23 protein-coding genes and 3 pseudogenes are annotated in these 22,821 nt (G+C 68.2%); 15 read left to right on the top strand and 11 right to left on the bottom strand.

Going from position 1 to position 22,821, the window contains the following annotated elements; all coding sequences use genetic code 11:
• Positions 1 to 54: 54 nt before the first annotated feature.
• The gene (locus ACFWAR_RS19795) at positions 55 to 291 is read right to left on the bottom strand and encodes a ricin-type beta-trefoil lectin domain protein (RefSeq protein ID WP_385778826.1); all 237 of its coding nucleotides are present in this window, start codon (positions 289 to 291) and stop codon (positions 55 to 57) included.
• Positions 249 to 776 (bottom strand): NucA/NucB deoxyribonuclease domain-containing protein, encoded by a 528-nt coding sequence (locus ACFWAR_RS19790; protein WP_385778818.1) that lies wholly within the window; start codon positions 774 to 776, stop codon positions 249 to 251. The genes ACFWAR_RS19795 and ACFWAR_RS19790 overlap by 43 nt, the downstream gene beginning before the upstream one ends.
• A gap of 210 nt (positions 777 to 986) precedes the next feature.
• On the opposite strand from ACFWAR_RS19790, the gene ACFWAR_RS19785 reads away from it, so the two are divergent.
• Positions 987 to 1,442, top strand: a complete 456-nt coding sequence (locus ACFWAR_RS19785; RefSeq protein WP_385778816.1) for a hypothetical protein — start codon at positions 987 to 989, stop codon at positions 1,440 to 1,442.
• Between the two features lie 136 nt (positions 1,443 to 1,578).
• Here ACFWAR_RS19785 and ACFWAR_RS19780 read toward each other — a convergent pair whose 3' ends face one another.
• Complete coding sequence (locus ACFWAR_RS19780; RefSeq protein WP_385778814.1) at positions 1,579 to 1,851, bottom strand: YrhB domain-containing protein; 273 nt, start codon at positions 1,849 to 1,851, stop codon at positions 1,579 to 1,581.
• 60 nt (positions 1,852 to 1,911) lie between these two features.
• On the opposite strand from ACFWAR_RS19780, the gene ACFWAR_RS19775 reads away from it, so the two are divergent.
• From ACFWAR_RS19775 to ACFWAR_RS19735, 9 genes are all read left to right on the top strand, one after another.
• Entirely contained in the window at positions 1,912 to 2,679 is a 768-nt protein-coding gene (locus ACFWAR_RS19775; RefSeq protein WP_385778812.1) for a transposase, read from the top strand.
• A gap of 604 nt (positions 2,680 to 3,283) precedes the next feature.
• Entirely contained in the window at positions 3,284 to 3,568 is a 285-nt protein-coding gene (locus ACFWAR_RS19770) for a hypothetical protein (protein ID WP_385778810.1), read from the top strand.
• 252 nt (positions 3,569 to 3,820) lie between these two features.
• Positions 3,821 to 4,105, top strand: a complete 285-nt coding sequence (locus ACFWAR_RS19765; RefSeq protein ID WP_385778808.1) for a hypothetical protein — start codon at positions 3,821 to 3,823, stop codon at positions 4,103 to 4,105.
• 127 nt (positions 4,106 to 4,232) lie between these two features.
• The gene (locus ACFWAR_RS19760) at positions 4,233 to 4,385 is read left to right on the top strand and encodes a hypothetical protein (protein ID WP_385778806.1); all 153 of its coding nucleotides are present in this window, start codon (positions 4,233 to 4,235) and stop codon (positions 4,383 to 4,385) included.
• A 185-nt stretch (positions 4,386 to 4,570) separates the two neighbouring features.
• On the top strand, positions 4,571 to 5,260 hold the full coding sequence (locus tag ACFWAR_RS19755) for an ATP-binding cassette domain-containing protein (protein ID WP_385778804.1): 690 nt from the start codon (positions 4,571 to 4,573) through the stop codon (positions 5,258 to 5,260).
• 3 nt (positions 5,261 to 5,263) lie between these two features.
• Complete coding sequence (locus ACFWAR_RS19750; protein ID WP_385778802.1) at positions 5,264 to 6,532, top strand: hypothetical protein; 1,269 nt, start codon at positions 5,264 to 5,266, stop codon at positions 6,530 to 6,532.
• Positions 6,529 to 7,140, top strand: coding sequence for a hypothetical protein (locus tag ACFWAR_RS19745; protein WP_385778800.1), 612 nt, complete (start codon positions 6,529 to 6,531; stop codon positions 7,138 to 7,140). The genes ACFWAR_RS19750 and ACFWAR_RS19745 overlap by 4 nt, the downstream gene beginning before the upstream one ends.
• Positions 7,141 to 7,230: 90 nt before the next feature.
• Positions 7,231 to 7,707: a DUF1524 domain-containing protein gene (locus tag ACFWAR_RS19740; protein ID WP_385778798.1), complete on the top strand. Its 477-nt coding sequence runs from the start codon at positions 7,231 to 7,233 to the stop codon at positions 7,705 to 7,707.
• A 171-nt stretch (positions 7,708 to 7,878) separates the two neighbouring features.
• The gene (locus tag ACFWAR_RS19735) at positions 7,879 to 8,364 is read left to right on the top strand and encodes a hypothetical protein (RefSeq protein ID WP_385778796.1); all 486 of its coding nucleotides are present in this window, start codon (positions 7,879 to 7,881) and stop codon (positions 8,362 to 8,364) included.
• 949 nt (positions 8,365 to 9,313) lie between these two features.
• On the opposite strand, the gene ACFWAR_RS19730 is transcribed toward ACFWAR_RS19735, so the two are convergent.
• Positions 9,314 to 9,919, bottom strand: coding sequence for a dihydrofolate reductase family protein (locus ACFWAR_RS19730; RefSeq protein WP_385778794.1), 606 nt, complete (start codon positions 9,917 to 9,919; stop codon positions 9,314 to 9,316).
• 308 nt (positions 9,920 to 10,227) lie between these two features.
• On the opposite strand from ACFWAR_RS19730, the gene ACFWAR_RS19725 reads away from it, so the two are divergent.
• Positions 10,228 to 10,743, top strand: a complete 516-nt coding sequence (locus ACFWAR_RS19725) for a PH domain-containing protein (RefSeq protein ID WP_385778792.1) — start codon at positions 10,228 to 10,230, stop codon at positions 10,741 to 10,743.
• Between the two features lie 521 nt (positions 10,744 to 11,264).
• Here the strand turns inward: ACFWAR_RS19725 and ACFWAR_RS19720 are convergent.
• The 4 genes and pseudogenes from ACFWAR_RS19720 to ACFWAR_RS19705 form a co-directional block, all read right to left on the bottom strand.
• Positions 11,265 to 11,675: pseudogene (locus ACFWAR_RS19720) on the bottom strand (relaxase domain-containing protein); the annotation flags it as partial.
• A 412-nt stretch (positions 11,676 to 12,087) separates the two neighbouring features.
• On the bottom strand, positions 12,088 to 12,237 hold the full coding sequence (locus ACFWAR_RS19715; RefSeq protein ID WP_385778790.1) for a hypothetical protein: 150 nt from the start codon (positions 12,235 to 12,237) through the stop codon (positions 12,088 to 12,090).
• A gap of 1,121 nt (positions 12,238 to 13,358) precedes the next feature.
• A complete protein-coding gene (locus tag ACFWAR_RS19710) occupies positions 13,359 to 13,625 on the bottom strand; it encodes a hypothetical protein (RefSeq protein ID WP_385778788.1) in 267 nt (88 codons plus the stop codon).
• A 78-nt stretch (positions 13,626 to 13,703) separates the two neighbouring features.
• A pseudogene (locus tag ACFWAR_RS19705) lies at positions 13,704 to 14,213 on the bottom strand (IS5 family transposase); the annotation flags it as partial.
• A 230-nt stretch (positions 14,214 to 14,443) separates the two neighbouring features.
• Between ACFWAR_RS19705 and ACFWAR_RS19700 the strand changes: the two are divergent.
• Both ACFWAR_RS19700 and ACFWAR_RS19695 read left to right on the top strand, forming a co-directional pair.
• Positions 14,444 to 15,910: an NF041680 family putative transposase gene (locus ACFWAR_RS19700; protein WP_385778784.1), complete on the top strand. Its 1,467-nt coding sequence runs from the start codon at positions 14,444 to 14,446 to the stop codon at positions 15,908 to 15,910.
• A 57-nt stretch (positions 15,911 to 15,967) separates the two neighbouring features.
• Positions 15,968 to 16,459 (top strand): YfbM family protein, encoded by a 492-nt coding sequence (locus ACFWAR_RS19695; protein WP_385778782.1) that lies wholly within the window; start codon positions 15,968 to 15,970, stop codon positions 16,457 to 16,459.
• Between the two features lie 34 nt (positions 16,460 to 16,493).
• Here the strand turns inward: ACFWAR_RS19695 and ACFWAR_RS19690 are convergent, their stop codons facing one another.
• The 3 genes from ACFWAR_RS19690 to ACFWAR_RS19680 all read right to left on the bottom strand — a co-directional run bounded on the left by ACFWAR_RS19690 (position 16,494) and on the right by ACFWAR_RS19680 (position 19,571).
• Positions 16,494 to 16,781, bottom strand: a complete 288-nt coding sequence (locus tag ACFWAR_RS19690) for a hypothetical protein (protein WP_385778780.1) — start codon at positions 16,779 to 16,781, stop codon at positions 16,494 to 16,496.
• Between the two features lie 80 nt (positions 16,782 to 16,861).
• Positions 16,862 to 18,358, bottom strand: a complete 1,497-nt coding sequence (locus tag ACFWAR_RS19685) for an alpha/beta fold hydrolase (RefSeq protein WP_385778779.1) — start codon at positions 18,356 to 18,358, stop codon at positions 16,862 to 16,864.
• Between the two features lie 334 nt (positions 18,359 to 18,692).
• Positions 18,693 to 19,571: an alpha/beta hydrolase gene (locus tag ACFWAR_RS19680; RefSeq protein ID WP_385778777.1), complete on the bottom strand. Its 879-nt coding sequence runs from the start codon at positions 19,569 to 19,571 to the stop codon at positions 18,693 to 18,695.
• Positions 19,572 to 19,681: 110 nt separating this feature from the next.
• Here ACFWAR_RS19680 and ACFWAR_RS19675 point away from each other — a divergent pair, with 110 nt between their 5' ends.
• Entirely contained in the window at positions 19,682 to 21,619 is a 1,938-nt protein-coding gene (locus tag ACFWAR_RS19675; RefSeq protein WP_385778775.1) for a BTAD domain-containing putative transcriptional regulator, read from the top strand.
• A 680-nt stretch (positions 21,620 to 22,299) separates the two neighbouring features.
• Positions 22,300 to 22,500, top strand: a pseudogene (locus ACFWAR_RS19670) (DoxX family protein); the annotation flags it as partial.
• Between the last annotated feature and the right edge of the window lie 321 nt (positions 22,501 to 22,821).

Raw genomic sequence — 22,821 nt, 5'->3', positions numbered from 1 at the left:
GCCCCGCGGCTACAGGTAGCCGCGGGGCGGTTTGCGTGCTGCCCGGGTTTTACTTTAGGAAGCGCGCCACTTCTGATTTTTTGCAGCGTTACAGTCCCACAAGATGACTGGAGTCCCGTTAGTGGTTCCCCTGTCGTACACATCTAGGCAAAGCCCGGAGGGCATATGGAACACGGAGGGGATGGAAGTAAGAATCGACATGCTGCCCACCCATTTTTGGGAATCTGCACCAGAGCAAGGCTGAACTGTCACGCGCGTGTTCCTCGCGTGACAGCCCCTCCATCCAGGCAGCTATTCCCGAACACTCGCAACTCGTTGTCGTCGTTGAATGAAAGCCTCTGGTTGGATCCGCCCCAGTGTTCCCACATCTGAACCTGAGCTCCCGGAACGGCACTCGGGGCGTCCAGGGCTTTCCCTGAATGTAGGGATATCAGGGACGCAGGCACCAATTTTCCATGGTTATCAATACCAACTTGAAATTCATCGCCATGCAATATCCTGTCTTTTGCGTACCAGGATCCGAGCTTGTCACCCGCGCTTGAATTGGCACCCTTGGGTACGTACCAGACAGAAAAGGGGCCGTACCCGGCACCCTCCCCGGTTGAGGCGAAGGGGAATTCGTCGCATTCGTAAGTGGAGTTTCCCTTTGGGGGGCGCGCGCAAGCAGCACCCTTCGATTTGGCATTATTGGCGGCAACTTGTTTGGCCTCATCGTCGAATTTGGTGACGTTCCTGGTCGGCTCCGATTTAAGGCGACGCGCTTGCCGAGGCCACATCGGCTGCGGGCGAAGTTGGTCCGGCCTCTTTGGGAAACCGGTTTGCTGCTTCTCCGGGCCTGCGGCGCGAGTGGGCGGGGGCCGTCGCGGGCGGTGGCGGAGACATGGAGCCGGCGGCGGCCTGGGGCGCTGAAGGGCGTTGGTCCCGGCGGCGGACTACCGTCGCGGTGGGGCCCGAGCGAGGCCCGTGGGCTTGGTGATGGAGGAGCTATGGCCGCGTTAGTGGGGCAGCAAGTGCTGGACGCCGAGGTTGCGTTCAGGGCGTTCGGGTTTCAGGAATCGGACGACAGCGTGGTGCCCGTGCTCTTCCCCAATGGCTTCGAGTGGGGCGTCTTCTTGCAAGAGCATGTGCGTCGCTTCGATCTGTTCAGTGCGGGTCACACGCATACCGCTGCGTTGACCGCTCGGATCTGGGATAGCGAACCGGACGGGGACGATGAGCTCTGGGACGAGCAGGCCGAGGTCGACTACGAGTCGACGACGGGCGATGTGGCGGTGTGGGGAACCGGCCGTTCTGACGAACTGATCCGGCTGGGACATGCCGGCCTGTGGCGCGTGCGCGTGAGCTGCGCGGGTAGGGCCGAAACCGAAAGGGTGACGCGGGCCGAGGGCACTGCCCATGGCGTGGAGCGGTACCTGATCGATTTCTGGCCGAAGGCGATGTGACGGGCGGGCCTGCCGCCAGGCTGCTTTCCCGTGCGGCAGGCCCAGCAGGAGTGGAGTGTCAGTTGATCTTCACGATGAAGCCGTCTTCAATGCCGTCGATGACCCGCAACTGTGTTCGCGGACAGCCGCAGTGGTATCAGGTAGTCGGCGTCCTCCAGAGATGCCGCTCGTCGAGAGTCCCGAACCGTACGTCTCCGCGATCAAGGTCGACGAGGATGGGCCAGCAGTCCAGCAGCATGTGCATGTCGTTCCGCGACGCCAGGTACTGCACGGAGTTGTAGGGCACGATCAGCAGCCGACCACTTTCGCGGACTCGCTCTGCGTCGACGGTAAGAGGCGGCTCGTCCTCCCGCTGGCTGCGCGCGAGGAACGCCACGGCGATCTGCAGGGCTTCGTCCTGCTGCATCATGCATCTCCTAGTTCGTTGGCTCAATGAAACGCACCCTATTGGTCCTGGGATGATCTTTGCGTGGCTGGTGTGATCACGGCGTCGGAGCCGTCTTGGATAGCCCCGTTCGCCGGGCTGTGCCCGCGCCAGCTCGGGAAGCTGCTGACGGTGCTGCGGCGCGTGGGTGCTGACACGGTCCGCAAGGGCCGGCCGTGGAGTCTTCCCCTGGAGGATCGGGCCCTGCTGGTCGCGGCGTACTGGCACACAAACCTCACGATGCGGCAGATCGCTCCGCTGTTCGGTGTCTCGAAGTCCGCTGCCGTCCGCATCATCGACCACCTCGGACCGATGCTCGCGCTCCAGCCGCGCCAGCGGTTCGCCAAGGACACTGTCCTCATCGTGGACGGCACCCTCGTGCCCACCCGCGACCAGGCCATTGCCGCGCAGTCGAAGAACTACCGGTACTCCACCAACCACCAGGTCGTCATCGACGCCGACACCCGTCTGGTCGTTGTGGTCGGCCGGCCGCTGCCTGGGAACCGCAACGACTGCAAGGCGTGGCAAGAGTCCGGCGCCAGAGCCGCCGCCGGCAGGACCCGGACGATCGCCGACGGCGGCTACCCGGGCACCGGACTCCTCATGCCCCACCGCCGCCGCAAAGGCGAAGACCTCATCGACTGGAAGGGAGCGCACAACAAGTCCCACAAGCAGGTCCGGGCCCGCGTCGAGCACGTCTTCGCCCGCATGAAGACCTGGAAGATCCTCCGCGACTGCCGCCTCCGAGGGGATGGAGTCCACCACGCCATGCTCGGCATCGCCCGCCCGCACAACCTCGCCCTCGCCGGATAGGCGGCCGGACCCGACCACGACCGCCCGACCCCCAGCGACTCAGAGATCATTTACGGGACAACCCTTAGGCGTCGGGACAATGGGCGGCGAGACCCTCGATCGGCGAGCGGTGCTTGTGCTGCAGGCAGCGCTCAGCGCGTGGCCGCACTTCACGAAGAACGCCGGGCATAGCCCGGCGCGAGGGAACCGGAATCTGGCATTCGCGTCGGGTGTTCGTCGTATGCGTGCTTCGGTAGCGTCCGTCAGTACCGGTGGAGGCGGGATCCCGCGGTGACCCGTGTGCCCAGGCGCGTGAGCCCGCACCGGGCACAGCAGGGTGAGCGGTGTGACACGCGTGAGGTCGTCCTGGCCCGTGACGGCCAGGACGTCGTGCGCGACGACGAGTGCCGGGCTGTGTCGGGGGACCTGGGTCCGGCGTATGACAGCAGGGTGGCGACTGCCTCGTGGTCTGTATGGCGCCCGTTCTGGAGGAGAGGCTGTTCCGGCCGTGCGCCGTCTTGTGCTGCGGATGCGTTGATGGCCGGTGTGACGCTGCTGTGTATGGCGGGGGTGGCTCCGGCGCATGCCGAGGGGGAGCTTCAACTCGTATATTTCGAACTGGTCCGTGTCGAACGAGCCCTGTCGCTGGAACGACACCAATGCCGATGGGGCCTGGACTGGCGTCTATTTCGAAGGCTGCTCGACCAACTCGGGCGGCTTCCAGCAGGCGGGGCTCATGCTCCGCAAGGCGGTCGACTGGCAGCCGGACCCGAGCAAGGGCTCGCGCACGAACTATTGCGGGTGGGTCGATTGGAACGACCCCAACGACGCCGGCAGCTACTACTTCGTGCTGGAGAGCCTTAGCAACGGTTCCCGGTTGTCGGTGAACAAGCTGACGGTCGGCTATTAGCCGACCGCTGCGTCCAGTGCTCATGCGCGGACAGCCCGTGGCCACGTTCCGGCCCAGCGTGAACAGTTCCCAGGCCCCGGCCGACCGTGACGTGTCCCGGGAGTCACTTCTTCTGTTTCCGCGCGAAAAAGAGGAGAAATCGTGATCATTAGGCGCCTTGCGGGGCTGATGGCTGGAGTGGCCGTACTGGGTGTGGCGGGTGCCGTTCCCGCGCACGCTGAGGGGACACGCACCACGTACATCAGCGGGTGGGTGATCTCCAAGGAGTCGAACCGCTGGAGTGACCGGAACTCTGACACTGCCTGGACCGGCGTCCGCTTCCAGGGATGCTCAACGGACTCCACGTTCTCCAGCGCCACCCTGCAGTTGCACAAGGGCGTGTCCTGGAGCCCGGATATCAGCAAGGGATCGCGGACCAACTACTGCGGCTGGGTGGACTGGAACGATCCCGACGATGCGGGCCAGTACTACTTCGCCCTCCGAGGCCTGGGCGACGGCGAGGGCCTATGGGTGAACGAGGTCACCATCGGCTGGTAGCAGCACCCGCCCGGGGCCGGCAGCAATCCCCGCATGCAAACAGGATCGCGGCTACCCCGGCCTCAGCTGTCCTCAGCTGTCCTCAGCGTTCCGCGACCGCGCGGAGTGCCTGATCCAAAGGAAGAACATGAGGAACAGTCATCAGGGTTTGACCGGCCTGATCTTCGGTATCGCACTGGTCGGCCTGATCGGGGCCGTCGCAGCACAGGCCGAAGGCTCAAAGGAGACGTACATCGCCGGCTGGGCTCCTGGCAACGAATCCAGCCGGTCGACTACGTGAAAATCGGCTGGTAACAACCAGCTCGCAGGGAGGGTGTCCCGGCGGTCTCAGCGCGCCGGGACACCCTCCCGTCCATGGTCCCACGACATGCCGCCCGCTCCGCCGAGCAGGGCGGCGGATTGCGCGTCGCTCAGATGGCTCTGGTATTCGATGACATTACGTTCCGGTACGGCAGGCAAACACGGGTGTTCAGCGGGTTTTCGCTGACCGTCGCCGCGCCCGCGACGGTCCTCTTAGGACCGAACGGAGCGGGCAAGTCCACCCTGATGGGCCTTGCCGCCTCCCAACTGACCCCAACAGCGGGGACGCTGGTGTTCAACCGGCTGCGCCCTGGAGGTCGCAAGCAGGCCGCGTACCGCAAGAGTGTCGCGTGGATACCCCAGCAGATCACCCCGGTGCCGGGCCTGACCGTACGGGAGCAGGTCGCGTACGCGGGCTGGCTCAAGGGCATGGGTCGCGGTGCGGCCTGGGAGGCATCGGGTGCGGCAATCGAGCGGGTGGGCCTCGGGAAGCTCGCGGACACCCGGAGCCACCGGGTCAGCGGGGGACAGCTGCGCCGGATCGGCATCGCGGGCGCCCTGTGCCATCAGAGCGAGCTGATCTTGATGGACGAGCCGACGGCCGGACTGGATCCGCAACAGCGGAAGATGTTCCGCCACCTCGTCGAAGAACTGTCCCCGACGGTCCAGGTCCTCGTCTCGACCCACCAGACGGAAGACCTCGCCGCGCTCTACGACCAGGTGATCGTCCTGGATCAGGGCACGGTGCGTTTCCAGGGCAGCCCCGCCGAGTTCCAGGCTCTCGCCCCGGAGGCGACCGGGGACCGGGAGCGGGCGGAAACCGCGTACGCGCGGCTCGTCGGACAGGAGGTCTGAGCGATGCTGACCCGCACACTTCTGCGTTCGTCGTCCGCCAGCGTCATGGCCGTACTCCTCGCCGCGTTCGTCGGTCTGCTGTTGAACGACACGCTGACCGGCTTCGTGACCCACGGATACGGTCCCTCCGCGCTCGGGAAAGCCTCCATGGCACTGCCGTTCGCCGCCGCCGCGTGCGCCGGCAGCGCCGCGTGGGAAGCGGCCCGGCTCAGGCGCGGACGGGTCCTGGACCAGGCCCCCGTCCGCGGCCCGCTGGCTATCGCCCTTCCCGTCCTCGCCCCGGTCTGGCTGATGGGCGTGGTCGGCCTGGCTATCGCTCTGGCCATCTCGGCCAGCGCCGTCGGCGCCGTGCCCCCTGTCTCACACCTGGGCATGGCGGCCGCGCTGGGACTGCTCCTCGCGGCCACCACCTTGGCCGGCTACGTACTGGGCTCTCTCTTGCCCGGCCTCGCCGCCGCGCCCGTCGCCCTCCTCGTGGGCTTCTTCTGCACCGCGTTTCCCGCGTCCTGGGAATCGGCCTGGCCGCGCCAGCTCGTCGCGGGCGGCTTCAGCAGCTGCTGCTCGGTCGGCAGCGTCATCGACCCGAGGGCCGTGTGGGCAGCGGTGCTGTTCGCGGGCGGGGTCTGTGCCGCCGCCCTGATCCTCATCCACCACAGGTCGGCCCGCCAGGCAGCACTCGCACTCGTCCTCCTTGCCGCGGGCACCGGGGGAGCCGTCGCCCTGGCCAAGCCGCTCGGCTACGAACCCGTCATCGCCCGCGACACCTCCGACCTGGTCTGCGACGCCAAGGGCAAGCCGCGCATCTGCCTTTGGCCAGAGGTCACCGGCGACGCGGCGATCATCCAGCAGACCCGCACGTACGCCACGCGCATGGCCGGGGCCGGGCTGCCAGTACCCCTCACCCTCACCCAAAACCGGAGAGCGGCACCCACCACCGACACTGCCGTCTTCGGCATCAACGAGAACCCCCGCGGCGACGACATCGCCGCCAACCTGGCCAGCACAACTCTCCCCCCGCTCCCGGCATGCGCCCGCGCCACCGGAAAGTTCCCCGCCTACCCGGCCCGCGCCCCGCTGATGGCCTGGATCATCGCCATTGCCACCCAGACCCCGCCGAACCCCGGGCGCACCACCCCCCAGGAGACAGCTCTCGTACGCCAAATCCTCGACCAGCCCCGCCAGACACAGCTGGCGTGGTACGAGGCGAACCGCCAGGCGCTGACCACCTGCGACCAGCCCCCGCACCTCGACGTCCCCGGGGGCGCCCGGTGATCTGGTGGCTCCGCTCCCGCTCCGTCACCGCCCTCACCGCCTGCACCCTGCTGACGGCCCTCGCCGGGCTGGCCATCGGGAACATCGAACTCCCCGTCCCCGTACTGACGGGCCAGGCGGGCCAGTTCGTCCTGGCACAGCTGGTCACGGTACTGCCCGCCGTCCTGTGGCTCAGCGGCACGGGCCGCGCCGGATCACCGACGGAAGCCACCGCGGTGCGGCCCGTACACCGCTGGGACACCGCCCTCGCCGCAGTCCTCACCGCAGCGGTCCTCGCGATATCCGCGGTCGTACATCTCACAATCAGCTCCGGCATAACTGTCTCTGTGGGCCGCAACACGGCTGTCTACTTCGGCATCGCGCTCATCCTCAATCCCCTGACGGGTCACCGCGTCGCCGCTCCGCTTACCGCCGCCTTCCCCCTCGTCTGCGCGGCCGCGGGCTGGCGCACCACCGGCGGAGCCGAGCCCTGGGCACTGGTCCTCCACGAACCAGGCTCCGGCCCCGCCCTGGCCGCAACCACCGCAGTCCTGGCCACCGGCTGCACCCTCAGCGCGCTCCGACCCCCCGGAACCGGCCTCCTGCCACGCGGAACCCCCTGGCGGTAGTCAGCCCTCGTCCGTCCGCACAAACCGGCCGACACATCACGACCGCCATTCCACCGACCGTGTCATCAAGACCCTAGAAGCCCCCATTCGATGGCCGGGTACTCCCGGGCGAAGTTCCCACACTGGGCGCAGCAAGGCGCCCGGTGTGACACTCGCGAGGTCGCGCTGGCCCGCGACGACCAGGACGTCGTGCACGACGACGAATGCCGGGCCGTGGTGGGGACCTGGGCCAGCGCGTACGACGACAAGGTGCTCACGGCCGCAAGCCAGGTCGACATCGACCACACCGTCCCCCTCGCCAACGCCTGGCGCTCCGGCGCCGACCGCTGGGACACGAGCAAGCGGAAGGACTTCGCCAGCGACCTCCAGGGCCCGCGGCTCCTCGCGGTCTCCGCGGCGTCGAACCGGTCGAAGGGCGACCGAAGCCCGGACCAGTGGAGCCCGCCGTCCCGCGCCTACTGGTGCACGTACTCCCGCGCCTGGACGCACATCAAGCACACCTACCAGCTCGCCATCACCGAACCCGAGCGCGACCAGCTGAACGGCATGCTCGACACCTGCTCCTGATGCCCTTGGCCCGCCGGGCGCGACGAGGGGGCGGGCCGCTGCTCAGGCTGGTCAGGCGCTACGGCGTGCTGACCTCTTCGCCGCCTTCTTGACCGCAGGCTTCTTGGCGAACGAGCGACGGAGCGGAGCGTCGACTTCCCTTCCGTAATCGAACAGATTTACGATCCACGGGTGACCGAAACCGATTCCTTCCCCGACGAGCTCCTCCAGCTGCAGGAACGCCTCCATCGTGCTCACGCCGAGCACCGCACCTGCCTGGCCGAACTGCCCTGGAGCGTGGAACCCCTCGCCGGCTGGGTGCGCGGGGAGCGGTTCTCCCACCGTGGGGACGTCCCCGACAGCCCCGGCTGGAGGGACGAGCAAAAGGATGCGGCCGACCGGATGTGGGCCGAGATCCGGGAGCTGTCGATCGCCGTCACCGACCACACCTACTGGGCGACCGTTCCCCGCGAGAGCGTCGTGAGCGCGCGCATGCGGCTTAAGCGACAAGCCCGCCCCGCCCTGGAACCGGACATCAGACCGAGGCGGTGTAACCCTGCGCACCGGACCCCCTTCCCGCCCTTCGCCCCGGCCGTCAGCTTCTGCCGCGCCGCTGGGGTGGAGCTCAGGCCGGCGAAATCAGTGAACAAAGCCAGGCCGTCCGCAGGATTCCGCTGAGAGCTTTGGGCGATGGGGTCCGCGTGGATTTCACGCTCCCGTGGGCTCGACGTTGGTGTCCTGCCTCAGTGGACCTTGATCGGTCTCATTCAAGATTGGCCGGTCGGGATATCGGACAGAAAACGCCAGACCTGTGGGAGGAGGCGCCCGAGCAGATCTTGGCGCAGGATGTGACCTGCGGTCTCGTGGCTGACACGCCACGGCAAGTGGAAGTCGTTGTGTTCCAGCGTGGCCGGCACTCACTCAGCGTGCGCGTGTGGGAAAGCGCCACAGAAGCAGTGGCAGCGCGCGTGCGAAGGTAGCAGTGGAGCAGGAATGGACGGCATGGGCATGAACGAAGAGCCTTACGACGGCCCGATACTCCGCTACAAGGGTCGTTACACAACGGACGTCGAGTGCACGTCTATCAGCATGACCCATCACTGCATCCGCATGGGCTTTCTGCATTGGCAGGGTTTGCTGTATTGGGTCTTCACCGGGAAGCGCTGGCACTGCATCAGCTGCCACAAGAGGTTTAGGCACAACGTCTACTGGATCAAAGGCCAGAGCAGACCCTGACCTCGCCCGGGCAACGTAGGAGTCAAGTTGCCGGCAGGTCGGACACTCTGGGGTGAGCGGAGGAGCTTCGACTTTGCAGTGCACGGATGTCAGATGCTCTCCCGCAATGCACAGCTCTCAGCGAACCCGATACTGAGCGCTTCAGTTGGCCCCATCGGCCATGTGAGCGCTCAGCTCGCATGGTTCTGTCCAGGGAAGCGTTCAGCGGTGCATCCGTACCCGGAAGTGGACCTTTGTGGAGGCTGCGGCCCGGGAGGGCCTACATGGGCTGACCTGTGACGGTTCGGGGTCAGGTGGACCGGGCCTCTTGGCGTTGGCCGGCCCCTTTAGGTCGTGCACCGCACCCGCTGGCGGCGGCCTGGCGGCTGGCCGGACCGTCGCCGGGGCGAGGTCATGCAGGGAGGCCGAGGGGCGGGTGGTCGAGCACGCGGGGCTTGTACTCGACCAGCTGGATGCGGCTGTCGAAGGTGCGGTGCTCGATCATCTCGAGGGCAACATCCGGATAGCCGTCGTAGATGCGTTCTTCGCCCGTGGCCCCGGTGATCACCGGGAACATCACGACCCGGAAGCGGTCGACGAGTCCGGCTCGCAGTAGGGAGCGGCTCAGGCTGAGGCTGCCGATTGTGCTGAGGAGCCCCGAGCCACTCGACTTCATGGCGCGGACCGCCTCGACGGCGTCGTCGCGGACCAGCGTGGAGTTGGCCCACGTCAGTGGCTCCTCGAGTGAGGAGGAGAACACCACCTTGGACGCTCGCGTGAGCTCGTCGACGGACGCCTCTTCTTCGGGCCTGAACTCGTCCTGGCCACTCGGAACCTCGCCCGCGGCGAAGCCCGACATCAGGCGGTAGGTGTTCGCTCCCATCAGGTAGGTGACCTCGGGCTGCTCGCCGAGCCATGCGAGGTACTCCGGGCCCTCGAGGCCCCAGAACCCGGGCCACCCCTCTCCCGATGCGTGGCCGTCGAGGGAGGTGATGAAGTCGACGAGAAGCTCCGACATGGCGGTGTCCTTTCCTTGGATGTCACGAGCTTGGACTGCCCGGGAGCCACAAATTCATCGGCCGCGCTGGGGAGTAACGAGAAAGCACATGACGTTGCAGCCGATCAGATCGGTGGAGCACCGCAGCGGCCCTGTCCCGCAGACAACGTACGGAAGACTGAGCGGTCTGCTCAGAGTCGATCGGGGCGAGCGCCATGGGCGGTACCTGCACGCAGCGGCTTTCCCGCTCGCGTCGCTCCACCCTTGTCCCCCGATCGGCCGTCCCACAGACTGAGGGAACGGCGAAAGAGACTCCAGGGGAGGGATCTGTGGCCACGGAGGCGGAGCGCGCTCTGGGCACTTTCATCCGTAACCATCCGACGGACAACGCCCGTCGTGGACGCGTCGCGATTGGCGCGCTGCTGGTGGGCCTGGTCTTCGCGGCCGTCGCCATCCCGGTGACCATCGCCCTCTTCTCCGAGGGCGGGGGTGGCGCGCAATTGGCCGGGCTGCTGTGGGGCGGCGCACTCATCGGGCTCTACGGGGGCGTCTCCAGCGGGCTGCGGACGCTGGGGCGGCACGGCGAGGTCTTTGTCCTGCGCGAGGACGGACTGGTCTACCGGCGGACCGGGGAAACCCGGGTGCTGCCTTGGACAGCGGTCCGCAGTGTGGTCGAGCGTGGGCAGGACCATGCCCTAGGCCGGCTCATGGGCTGGGACGTCCACCTGGTCATCCGGCTCCGGGACGGCGGACGGCTGCTGCTGACCGGCTACACCGAGGGCGCGGACCGGCTCACCGCGGAGATCCAGGCCGCCGTGGCGGCCACGGCGGCCCACGACCGGTAGAGCGGCCCTCAGCCGTCGGAAGGGAATCGTGGGCGCGGGCGCGGGCGTGGGCCGGGTCGTGGTCCAGGAGCAGGCCCGTACGTGGATCGACCCCGATACCCGGGTGGAGGCCACCCAGCGCCAGACCTGATGCCTGCGGGCCCAGTGGCGGGAGCTCGCCTGGTGGCTTGCCCGGGCCTACCCGGAGCACTACGGCCCCAACGCCAAGTCCTTCGAGCAGCTACTCGACGAGTACAGCGGACAGCACTCGCTGAGTACAGCGGACAGCACTCGCTCGGCGCCCACGGTCCATCGTCCGCCCCGGACATGGCCGCTCTCGCCGAGCGCTTGGCAACTGCCCTCACCCAACCCGGTGCCCCGGCTCCTGTCCTGGGCCCCGCCGGAGAGCTCGAGGGGTGCGTCCTCCTTCGCCTCGGTGGTGCGCCGGGCCGCGCTCTTCTGCTGCTCTCGGCTGGCTCCTTCGCCGACGGCCGCGACGACCTGCCGGTGGCGCCGGGAGAACCCGTCACGCAGGCCCTGGTCGATATCCTGACTAGTTCCCACGCGCCCTTCTCCGAGACCTCGAAGCGGGCGCCGTAGTGCTCGATCAGCCGGGCGCGGAAGCGCGCTTCGGCGACCTCGTTGACGAGCCGGGCGTACCGGTGGAGTTCCTCCCCGCCGGCCCCCGGGGCACGCCACGTCCCGTCCTTGCAGCGGACCATGTGCGCGATGTTGATGTGCGCGTGCAGGTGCGGGTCGCCCGGCGACGCATCCACCGAACGGGCCGACCGATGCAGCGTCACCCACCCCATCAGGCCGGAGGACTCGACCCTCTGGGCTTGCTCTCCGTCCCCGTGGTGGCCTGCCATCCCGTACGCGGCGGCGGGCTCCAGCACGTCGGTGACGGCCTCGGTGATGGAGTCGAGGAAGTCCTTCTCCAGCTCGGCCGCCATCTCCGGCGACGGCCGGGTCAGGCCGCTGCCGATCCACCGCAGGTCGCTCGGATCAGTGAGCCGGTACTCGACCGGCTGCGGGGCGCGGATCGGCGTCGCGTACCCCAACCATCAAGCCCCCTTTGTCTTGTTTGTCCGCCGGGCGGACCAAGATCGTGTACCGATGATATGTGGAGTGCTATCCAGTGATCCTTTTTGGATCGGAACTCGGAGGGGTCAGGAGCAGATGTCGTCGCCGTCAGAGCGCCAGCGGGTTCTGGCACTGGATGTCGGTGGCCCTGCGATGAGGTACGTCAACAGGTCGTGGTGTCCTCGGAGTACATGAGGCGAAGGTTGTACGGGGCGACCGGATGCGGTGGGGTCGAACGCAAGCGGCGGCGCCTTGAGGAGCGCCGCCGCCGGTCCGAGCGTGTTACTTGCGGTCGCTGTCCTGGATCAGTACGTACAGGGCCGCCACCACCGTTGTGGCGACCGCAATGGCGGTGCCGAGGAGCGGATTGCGAAAGGCCAGGTAGACGGTGAGCCCGCCTACGAGCAGGAGGAGCGTGGTGCGGGTATCCATAGCTGGGCCACTCCAAGTGGTACCGGGGCCCCGCCGCCGAGCATCTTGCCGGAAGCATCGCGGCGGGGTCCGTCTGTCCCTCGCCGCAGATGCAACGAGGCCTTCCTCTCCCGGGGAAGAGGAAGGCCTGCAAACCCGCTCCGCGTCTTGGCTGCCCAGTTTTTCGAGTCGAGCAATCCTGAAATTTGGCATAGAGAAGGCAAAGACTGACGTTGCCGTGGGAGGAGACGACGGCCGACCTGAGCGGGAGTTCGAGTCGGGAACGCAAAAGGCCCCCGGCCGCGCCCTCGTGGAAGAGGGGCGGCCGGGGGCCTGGTGGTGCTGCTTGGTCAGCGGGCGGACTCCTCGGCCCCGGTCGCCGGGGCGGTCTCGCGGAAGTCGGTCAGGGCGCCGCAGGTGTTGTGTCCGGCGCGGGGCGTCCGGGTGGCGAAGAGCGCGTCGGCCTGCTCTACCTGCTGCCACGGTGACCGTACAGCCCCCGTGCGACTGGTCGCCTGACGGTGGTGCGGCGGGCGGTCGTCGCGCTCTTCGGCGTAGCGGTGGTGGACCGTGATGTGGGGTGACTGCTAGTCAGAGACGCGTCATATCCATGTGAATGCGTGGATTCCATTTCTTGTGTCGAGGAGTCCGCCATGGGTGGCGGCGTTTCGCGTTCGGGATCTGGTTCAAGGTCGCGTCGTTGGGCGACGGCGTGTGCGGCGGTGGCGGTGGCGGGGTGCGTGTCGTCGTTGGTGTCGGTTTCGGCCGCTACAGCCTGTCTGACAATTCTTGCCGCCCGGGGTCACCCCCTTCACGGTCCGCGCGGAAGAATGACTGCCACCCGGTCGGGCGGTCGGCCTGGCGAGGCCATAGGGAGCGCGATGTCGAGCGGCGGAACCGATGTCATCGAGGCCTTGAGCATGGCGGCTCGGCAACGACTGGGGGCGGGGGCAACGCCAGCCGCGGTCTGCAGCGAACTCGCTGCGCAGACGCGGTGGTGGTGGGACGCGGTACTGGCCGTCGGTCAAGCACGGGGAATCCCAGAGCCGGAGTTGCTGTGCCGCCTCCACAGTGATCCAGATCGGGTGCAGAGTGAGTTGCTCCCGGGCGAGGAGGAGCTGTATGGCGGACTCATGGAGACGCTAGGTATGTTCGACGTTGCCAAGCAGCTCGACGAACGGGAGCTGCTGATCGCGGAACACCTGCGGACGGCGATGAGTGCCATGGGCGGCGTGGCGAGCGGTCGTGCTCTGGGTCTCTCGCGCCGGTTTGTCATGGGCGAGCTGGCGAGCGTGTTCCGCTCCCTTGTGCGCGGCGGTCCACGTGCCATCCGCAGTCAGCCTGCGGAGTTTTGGGAAGCCCTCGTAAATGCTGGGGAACTCCTTGAACCAGCGGGCGAGAACGAGCATGGAGCCGTGGCACAGGCTCTTGACGAGTGCCGGGCCCATCTGGCCCGTTGCACCGGCTCAGGCGGGACCGACGGATAGTCACCTGGCTGGTTCGCGGAGCCAGAGGACCAGGGAGGCCAGGACGATTCCCGTGCGGTAGCGGTCGGCGAGTTTGCCGAAGCGTGTGGCGACCGCGCGGAACTGGTTGAGGCGGGCGAAGCATCGCTCCACCACGTTGCGGTAGCGGTAGATCTCCTTGTCGAAGGCTGGTGGTCGGCCGCCGAGACGCCCCCGGCGTCGGCGGTTGGCTTCCTGGTCACGGCGCTCGGGGATCGTGACGGCGATGCCCCGGCGCCGCAGCAGGTGGCGGATCGCCCGGCTCGAATACGCCTTGTCGCCCAGTACCCGCTCTGGCGTTGTGCGTGGGCGACCCGCGGCAGCACGAGGGACGCGGATCCCGTCGAGAACTTCCCCGAAAGCGGTGGCGTCGTTGACGTTGCCGGGCGTGAGTACGATCGACAACGGCAGGCCCCGACTCTCCACGGCGAGATGGACTTTGGTGGTCAGCCCTCCCCGGGACCGGCCGAGGGCCTGGCGTGCTTGCAAGCGACCGTGGCACCGACACTCACCAACCCGGCCAGCGGCAGAAGACACCCCACCAGATCAGGCTGTCAGAGCAGCCAAATCACCGGATCGGAAACAAGTACTCAGCTTGTCGCTTAACCCCGGATGTCGAACGAGGCTCGTACTTGGTCGGTGTTTTCCCTGTTCACCGGACGGGTGCGAGGCCGGAGGCTGAACCTGTGCTCAGTAGTCAACGACGCACGGAAGCCGGGATTGTGGGACTGGTCGAGCTCAGCGTCCAACGCGAAGCGTTTGAGAAGGTGTCGGAGTTCCGGGCGGAGCTGTATGCGTGCCTGGCCTCACGTGCCGACATGCTGTTCGAGCTGTGCGACGCGCTGCTGTGCACCGATGGGCCGGTTCGCACTCTCGTGGACTTGGCGCTCGCGCCTGAACACCGGCGTGGGCACGGGGCCCTGTATGCCGGGATCAACCGGGGCCGGATCGACGTCGCCCGGTTGCGGCGGACACTGGTCGACCTGCCGTTGCCCCGGGCCTCCGATGGTCGGCTGGTGTTGGCAGTGGACGTCTCCCCGTGGCTGCGGCCAGACGCCAGCACCTCCTCGGACCGGTCGTTCTGCCACACGTTTGGCCGGGGCTTGGGCAAGCACCAGATGGTGCCCGGTTGGCCGTACTCGATCGTCGCCGCGCTGGAAACCGGCCGCACGTCTTGGACCGCACTCCTCGACGCGATCCGGTTGGAGCCTGGCGCCGATCTCGCCGCAGCCACCGCCGTTCAGGTTCGGGACGTCGTCGAGCGCCTGGTGGAGGCCGGGCAGTGGCGGTCCGGTGACCCGGCCGTCCTGGTCGTGCTGGACGCCGGCTACGACGCACCCCGCATTGCCCACCTCCTGGCCGACCTCCCCGTCGAGATTTTGGGACGGATGCGCTCGGACCGGGTGATGCGCAAGGCTGTCCCGGTGCCGTGGATCTGCCCGCCGCAGGGTGGTCGGCCGCCCAAGCACGGCGGTCAGTTCGTCTTTGGTGATCCGGCCACCTGGGGTGAGGTCACCGCGGTGACCCAGACCAGCACCACTCGGTACGGGACGGCGACCGCGCAGGCTTGGGACCGGCTCCACCCGCGGCTGACCCGGCGGGCGGCGTGGATCGACCACGAGGGTCCGTTACCCATCATCGCGGGCACCGTGATCCGGCTGAGGGTTGAGAAACTGCCCAGTGGAGGGGTGAACAAGCCGGTCTGGCTGTGGTGGTCCGGGACCGGCACCACCCCAGATGACGTGAACCGCTGCTGGCAATCCTTCCTCCGGCGTTTCGACTTGGAGCACACATTCCGGCTGCTCAAGCAGACCCTTGGTTGGACCCGACCACGGCTCCGCAGCTCGGATGCAGCCGACCGCTGGACCTGGATCGTCGTCGCGGCCCATGCTCAGCTCCGGCTCGCCCGCCCGCTGGCACACGACCTTCGTCGGCCCTGGGAAAGACCGGCCGAACCGAACAAGCTCACGCCAGCCAGGGTCCGCAGGGGGTTCAGGAACCTACGTGCGAAGACCGGCTCGCCAGCCGGTGCACCAAAACCTTCCCGCCCGGGTCCGGGGCGGCCGCCCGGCTCGAAGAACCAGCAACCGGCACCCCGCCACGACGTCGGGCGAGTGCTTGCCACTGGCGAGGCATACACCCGGCCCGCTCACCACAAGAAGGGCACCAAGCCCCGTCGTACAGAGTGAGTACCGGTCCGGGGTCGATCGACGCCACTGTCGGACGCGCTCCGTATGCTGCCGCCCATGAGTATGAACGGGGAGTACCTGCGCGTCACGCCTGCCGAACTGGACCGGGCCCTGAAGGATCCCGAGTGGGCGTGGGGTCTCGTCGAGGAGATTCAGGACTCGCCGGGTCAGCCTGCACCGGCCGAGGCGCGGCACTTCACCACACACCAGACATGGCACCTGCTCGGGTTCCTCCTGCAACGCTCGACCTTCCCCGTCGACGTCGTCCACGGCGAGGAACCCCTCGCCACCGATCACTGGGGTTATGGACCGCCGCAGTATCTGACCCCAGAGCGAGTACAGCTGGCCGCCGACACCCTTCGTCGGACGACCTATGACCAGCTAATCAAGGGTGTCGACCCTTCCGAACTCACCAAGGCCGAGGTCTACCCCCAGATCTGGGACTCGCCTGCCTCACTGGAGTGGGCCAGCGACCTCTTCACTCCCCTGACAGACTTCTTCCAGAGCGCCGCATCCGCCGGCGACGCGATCCTGATCTGGATCGATTGATCCGCCCGAAGCAGCCTGGGGTTAAACGACAAGCTCAGACGCGTTTGCGTCCGTTCGTCTCTTCGGTGGCTGAGGTCCGGGCGCGACGGCGGCCCAACAGGGTGCATCCCACAGTCACAAGGCCGATGGCGACGACCTTGGCGGCCCCGTAGTAGCCGGAAGCCAGGTTCTGCGGGGTGCCGGGCAGCCTGAAAGAGACCCACACTGCCGCGGCGCCCCCGAAGATGATCGTTGCGACGGCCCCCCAGGTACTGAGCTCCGCCCACCAGACCCCCGGGGCGTGACCCCGCGGTTCGGTCTGCTCAACGTCCTCGTCGGCCATAGCTTGTTCTCCCGAGCGTGTGGTGGCGGTCGCAACTGGCCGAGGCAGGATTCGATGATCCGGATCCGAGTCGCTTTGGCTCACCGGGCGTGAAGCGTAGCGGCACCTGTTCTATTCTCCAGCGCTGCCGCCGTGGCGGCGCCGGGCGGGTCGACGGCCGCGCAATGACTGTCCGGTGCCGGGGCCACCCGCGTCGTCAGGTAGCTGTCGACCGCGGCTCGGACGCACGGGCTGCCGCTGCGATCGTAAGAGGAATGGCCCCAACCGTCGTACGTCAGCAGGGTGGTGGTGTCCTTCGACTGCTGATGCGCGTTGACCGTCCAGGCGTACGGCGTTGACGGGTCATAGAGCGCGTCGAGCATCAGAATCCGCGGCGCGTTGCGGATCTTCAGCGGGTGCTGGGGGTTCTTGACGGGATCGTGCACACCGACGCACGCGGTGATGTCGGTGTGGCCGACTGTGCCACCGCGCATGAGGGGAGCCAGCGCGCGCTCCCTGGCCTCCAACGCCTGGTACTCGGCGAAGGTGCGGACCGGGAAGTTCCAGTCTGAACAGACTGCCGCCTGGTAGACGCTGTTGCTCTCCGTGGCCGCCGGAGTCCGCGGCCTGACGGGGCGGCTCTTGGGCTGCTCATCGAGTTGGAGCACGTAGGCTGCCAGCGACGCGTATTCGACTGGCCGATACAGTTGGTACGACGCGGTGTTGATGATGTCCTGCGCTCGCAGGGTCGCACCCGGATGGTCCGGATCGGTGAGTTCGCCGCGGTCAGCCCTGGCCAGCACGTCCCGCCACAGTTGGATGACGTCCTTACCGTGCAGAGTGCAGGAGGGTGTCCTGCCGCACCACCGCACCCATTCGGTGAAGGTGGCCTCCACGGCGGCGGACTCGGTACCGGCGTAGTCCCAGACGCCCAGGCTGTGGTCCATGTTGCTGTCCAGCACCATGGTGCGGATCTTGTCGCCGTATCGTTCCGCGTATTGCTGGCCCATCAGCGTCCCGTAGGACGCGGCGAAATAGTTGATCTGGTTCTCGCCGAGCGCACGCCTGATCCGGTCCATGTCCTGGGCCGTCGAAGCGGTGTCGACGTGCTCGGCGAGCGGTCCGGTGCGTCGGCGGCAGTCGTCGAGCAACGTGCGGTTGTACGCTCGCAGAGCGTCGAACTCGGCCTGATTGACCGGGAAGATCGATGCCGGGTGGTCCAGCAGTTCGGTGGAGCACATCACCGGCTGGCTGCGGGACACACCGCGGGGATCCCAGCCGACGATGTCGAAGCGGGCGTAGATGTCGGGGCCGAACAGGTTCGTGCGCAGTGCGTAGTCCACTCCGGAACCGCCCGGTCCGCCGGGGTTGACCAGTAGAACCCCGATCCGCTTGGCCGGCTCCGTCGCCTTGCGGCGGGCCACCGCGAGATCGAAGGTTCCCGCCGCCGGGTTCTCGTAGTCGACTGGCAGGCGTAGGCTCCCGCACTCCGCGGTGGCGTCCTCTGGACATGCCGCCCACCGGACCGCCGTGGCCGGCGCGGCTGATGCGGGGAATCCGGCCAGTACGCCGCTGATCATCAGCACGCTGGTGAACAAGATCCCGAAGGTGTGGGTTATCGATCTCAACATCACTCCCGCAAGGTGGTGAGCAGCAACAGCAAGCCTTCGAGCGGCGGAGTGGCATCCGTTTCCGGGCGACCGTGATGGGCTTCCTTCTCTGTGACGGCCTCGTTGGGTCCAGACGGCCAATTCAGTTCAACACGAACCAAGTTGGCAAAGAAGAACATATTTCGTCATACCGAACTGGCCATCCGAAGGCCCGGGCTCACAGCTCGGGTGCCGCAGCGGAGGCGTGCGGTGTGCAGTAGGCCGGGAAGGAGCCGCAGCACGGCCCGGTTGCCCGTGCGTCCCTGAGGCGGGAACAGGTGGGTCAGCGGGCCAGCAGGTCCTGGATCGCCTCGGCGATCTCCTCGGGTGCTTCCTCGGCCATGAAGTGCCCGGCTCGAGTCAGCCGGTGGTCCAGGTCCGGCGCCCACGCCTTCCATACCGCAGCAGCGTCATAGCCCAGCTGCGCGCCCCAGTCCTGCTGGACGACCGTCACGGGCATGGACAGTTGCGACCCGGCGTCCAGGTCCGCCTGGTCGTGCGTGACGTCGATGCCCGCCGAGGCCCGGTAGTCCGCGACGATCGATGGCACCGCTGCGGCGCTCGCCCGCAGGTACTCGGCACGCACATCCTCCGGCACGGCGCTCGGGTCGTTGGCCCAGGCGTCGAGGAACGAGCCGAAGAACGCGTCCGCACTGCCTGCGATCATCGTCTCCGGCAGGCCCGGAGGCTGCGCCATCAGGAAGAGGTGGTAGCCGACCGCCGCCGAGGCACCGCGCAGGACGTTCCACATGTCGAGCGTGGGCACGATGTCGAGGATGCCCAGGTGCGTGATGGTCTCGGGGTGGTCCAGCCCCGCCCGGAAGGCGACCAGAGCGCCTCGGTCGTGACCGACGAGGGCAAAGCGCTCGTGGCCGAGCGCCGCCGCCAGAGTCACGGCATCGGCGGCCATGGTGCGCTTGGCGTACACATCGGGGTCGGTCGCCGCCGGCTTGTCGCTGGCGCCGTAGCCCCGCAGGTCAGGACAGATCACCGTGTGCTCGTCGGCGAGCCGCTCGGCGACGTGTCGCCACATCAGGTGGGTCTGGGGAAAACCGTGCAACAGCACGACCGGGGTGCCGCTGCCGCCGACGGCTGCGGCCAGTTCCACACCGCCCGCACCGGGCAGGCGGAGGTGATTGAAACCGGGAATGGTGAGCGTCATGAGGACCACCCCTTCGGGTCGGGGACCGGACCGGATCAGCTTGGGCGACGGCGATCAGCAGCCGATCAGTACGGTGTGGCGCAGCCGGCCCCTGGCACGGAGGATGGGGCATGCGAATCGACGTGCTCGGTGTGGTTCGGGCCCTCCACGACGACGGCAGCCCGGTCGACCTGGGCGGACCCCGCCATCGTGAGGTACTCGCCCGACTCGTCGCCGCCGAGGGCCAGATGGTCACCACCGACACCCTCGTCAATGACCTGTGGACCGATCCGCCCGCCCGCGCCGTCGGAGCCTTGCGTACCTTCGTCGCCGCGCTACGCCGCTCCCTCGAACCCGACCGACCGCCCCGCCATCCGCCGCGCGTCATCCTCACCGAAGGGCCCGGCTACGCGCTGCGCCTGCCACGAGAGGACGTGGACGTCCATCAGTTCCAGGACACCCTGGCCCGAGCACGCCACAACCCCGACGCGGTGACCGACCTCGGCACCGTACTCGCGCACTGGCGTGGAGCCGCCTACGCCGATGTGATCGGCTCCCCATGGGCACAGCGCGAGCGGACCCGCCTGGAGGAGCTGAGGCTGGAGGGGACGGAACTGCGCGCCCGCATCCTCCTCGACTCCGGGGAAGGGGCCGGCCTCGTCGCCGAACTGGGTGCCCATGTCGCCGAACACCCGTGGCGCGAGCCGGCCTGGGGGCTCCTTGCCCGCGCGCTGTACCGCGCGGGCCGCCAGGCCGACGCGCTCGCCACCCTCCGCCGCGCCCGCACGATGCTCGTCGACCAACTCGGACTCGACCCCGGTGCCGATCTCCAGCGCCTGGAGACGGACATCCTGGGCGGGGCCGTGCCCCCCGAAGGAGCACGTACCGGGTGGACCGGCCCTGGCGTTCGTCTCGGCCCGCGCACCACCGTGGATCTGGCCCGCACCCTCGCACTCGCGGGCGGCGACGCCCTCGTCCACTCGCGGCGCGACCGCCTCGCCGCCGTCCAGGCGGCGCAGCGCACGGGAGACCTCTCCCTGACCGCCCGGGTCATCGGTGCCTATGACGTGCCCGCCATCTGGAGCCGGGCCGACCATCCTGAGCAATCCCGTGCCGTCGTCGAGGCTGCCGAGCGCACGCTCACCGCGCTCGGCGCCCACGGTCCCGCCGACCTGCGCGCCCGCCTCCTGGCCACGATCGCCGTCGAGAGCCGCAGCGCCGATCTGTCCGGGACACAGCTGAAGCATACGCGGCAGGCGGCGCTGCAGGCCGAGGCACTGGCGCGCGACCTGGCCGATCCCGCCCTGCTGGTCTTCGCCCTCAACGGGGTGTTCCTGCAGTCCTTCACCCGCCCCGGGCTCGCGGCGGCAAGAGACGGGATCGGCGCCGAGATCCTCGACCTGGCCACCCGGCACGAGCTGCCGAACTTCGCCGTACTCGGCCGACTCGTCCGCCTGCAATCCGCCTCGGCCCTCGGCGACCTCGACGCCGCAACCTCGCATGCCGATGCGGCCGACCAGCTCGCCGCCACCAGCGAAGCACCCCTCGTCCCCGTCCTCACCAGGTGGTTCAGGGCCCGGGCCACGGCCGCCCGCAGCACCGAACCGGGCGGACCGACCGCCGCCACGGCAGCAGCGCACTACCGCGCTGCCGAGAGCGCCCTCCAGACGGCCGGAATGCCGGGGCTGCACCGGGGCCTGTTCCCGCTCGCCCTACTCGGCCTGCGCCTGCTGCACGACCGGCCCGCGCCCACTGACCCGCAGCTCGACTGGGGCCCGTACAGGCCGTGGACGCGGCCCCTCGTGCTGCTCGCCCAGGACCGAGTCGAAGAGGCCCGTGCCACCCTCGCCGCGGTGCCCGAACCACCGCGTGACCACATGCAGGAAGCCATGTGGTGCCTGACCGCCCGCGCCGCCGTACGCCTCGGCGAGCGCGGAATCGCCGCACGCGCCGAGGCCGCCCTGCGCGATGCCCGTGCCGAACACGCCGGCGCCGCCAGCGGAATGCTGACCCTGGGCCCAGTGGCGCGCTACCTGGACGAGGCGCAGGCGTGCGCCGGAGCGGCGTAGGCGACCGCAACACGCGAACCCCGAGCCCGTGGTGATCCACTGCCCGTAAGCGAAGGCGGTCGCGCTGATGCAGCGCGACCGGCCACCCGCCCGTCGCCCGTCGCCGAGATCCTCCCGCTGCTCCGCCAGTCCGCCAGTCTGCAGACGAGGGGACATTGCCCCGGTGGTGCTGCGGAGGCTCGGCGATGGGGCGCTGTCGTTGCCGCCTCGGTTGGGGGACTGGGCGATGTTCTTCATTTCTGTCGCATAAGCCCACCCATGTACCTGATTCAGGTGAATGGGGCGATCCGCGGGGCTGGTCGTCACGAACCCGGCGTGGTGTCCCGCGAGGTGCTCTGTGCCCTGGGACTGGCCTCCGCCACCGGAGCCCAGTTCGCGCCCGTCCACACGGCATCTGCGGCCTCGGCGGCATCCGCGGCGCGGATCGCGATCAAGGACTTCGGATTCAGCCCGGGTTCCCTCACCGTCAGGCCCGGGACCGTGGTCACCGTCGTCAACAAGGACAGCACCCCGCACACGATCACCGGTACCGGACGGGCCCGCTTCGGCACCGGAACGATCGAAGCAGGCCGCAGTGCCACCTTCACCGCCCCCCCACCCGCGGCAGGTACTCCTACCTCTGAGACATCCACCAGTTCATGTCCGGCACCCTCGCCGTCCGCTGACCCCGGGAAGCAACCATGCGATGTCTTCCGCGTCTCGGCGCCGAGCACCTGCTGGGCCTGTTCCGCATCGCCACCGGGTTCCTCCTGGCCTGCCACGGCGCCGCCGAGCTCTTCGGCTTCTTCGACGGCGGTCCGGTGCCGGTGGGCCAGTGGCCGTACTGGTGGGCGGGGCTGATCGAAATCGGTGGTGGCACCTTCGTCGCCACGGGGTTGATCACCCGGCCCGCCGCCCTGCTGTGCTCCGGCGCCATGGCGTACGCCTACTTCACCGAACATCAGCCCCAGGGTCTCTTCCCGATGCAGAACGACGGCGAGTCGGCCGCACTGTACAGCTGGGCGTTCCTGGCTCTGGCCGTCCTCGCCCCCGCGTCGCTCTCGATCCCCGCGGCCATCCGCCGCGCCGCCTCCGCCCCACGTGAACAGGGCGCTCGGCCACACGGGTGCGGTCGCCACTCCTTCGAGGGAACAGGACGGTCCGGGCCAAACCTCGCTGCGGTGCCCAACGAAGACGGCATTGCGGGCCCGACGCAGGGCCGC

Source organism: Streptomyces sp. NPDC059917, from assembly GCF_042730635.1.
Taxonomy (GTDB): Bacteria; Actinomycetota; Actinomycetes; order Streptomycetales; family Streptomycetaceae; genus Streptomyces.
This window is presented reverse-complemented; position numbering and strand designations above follow the sequence as displayed.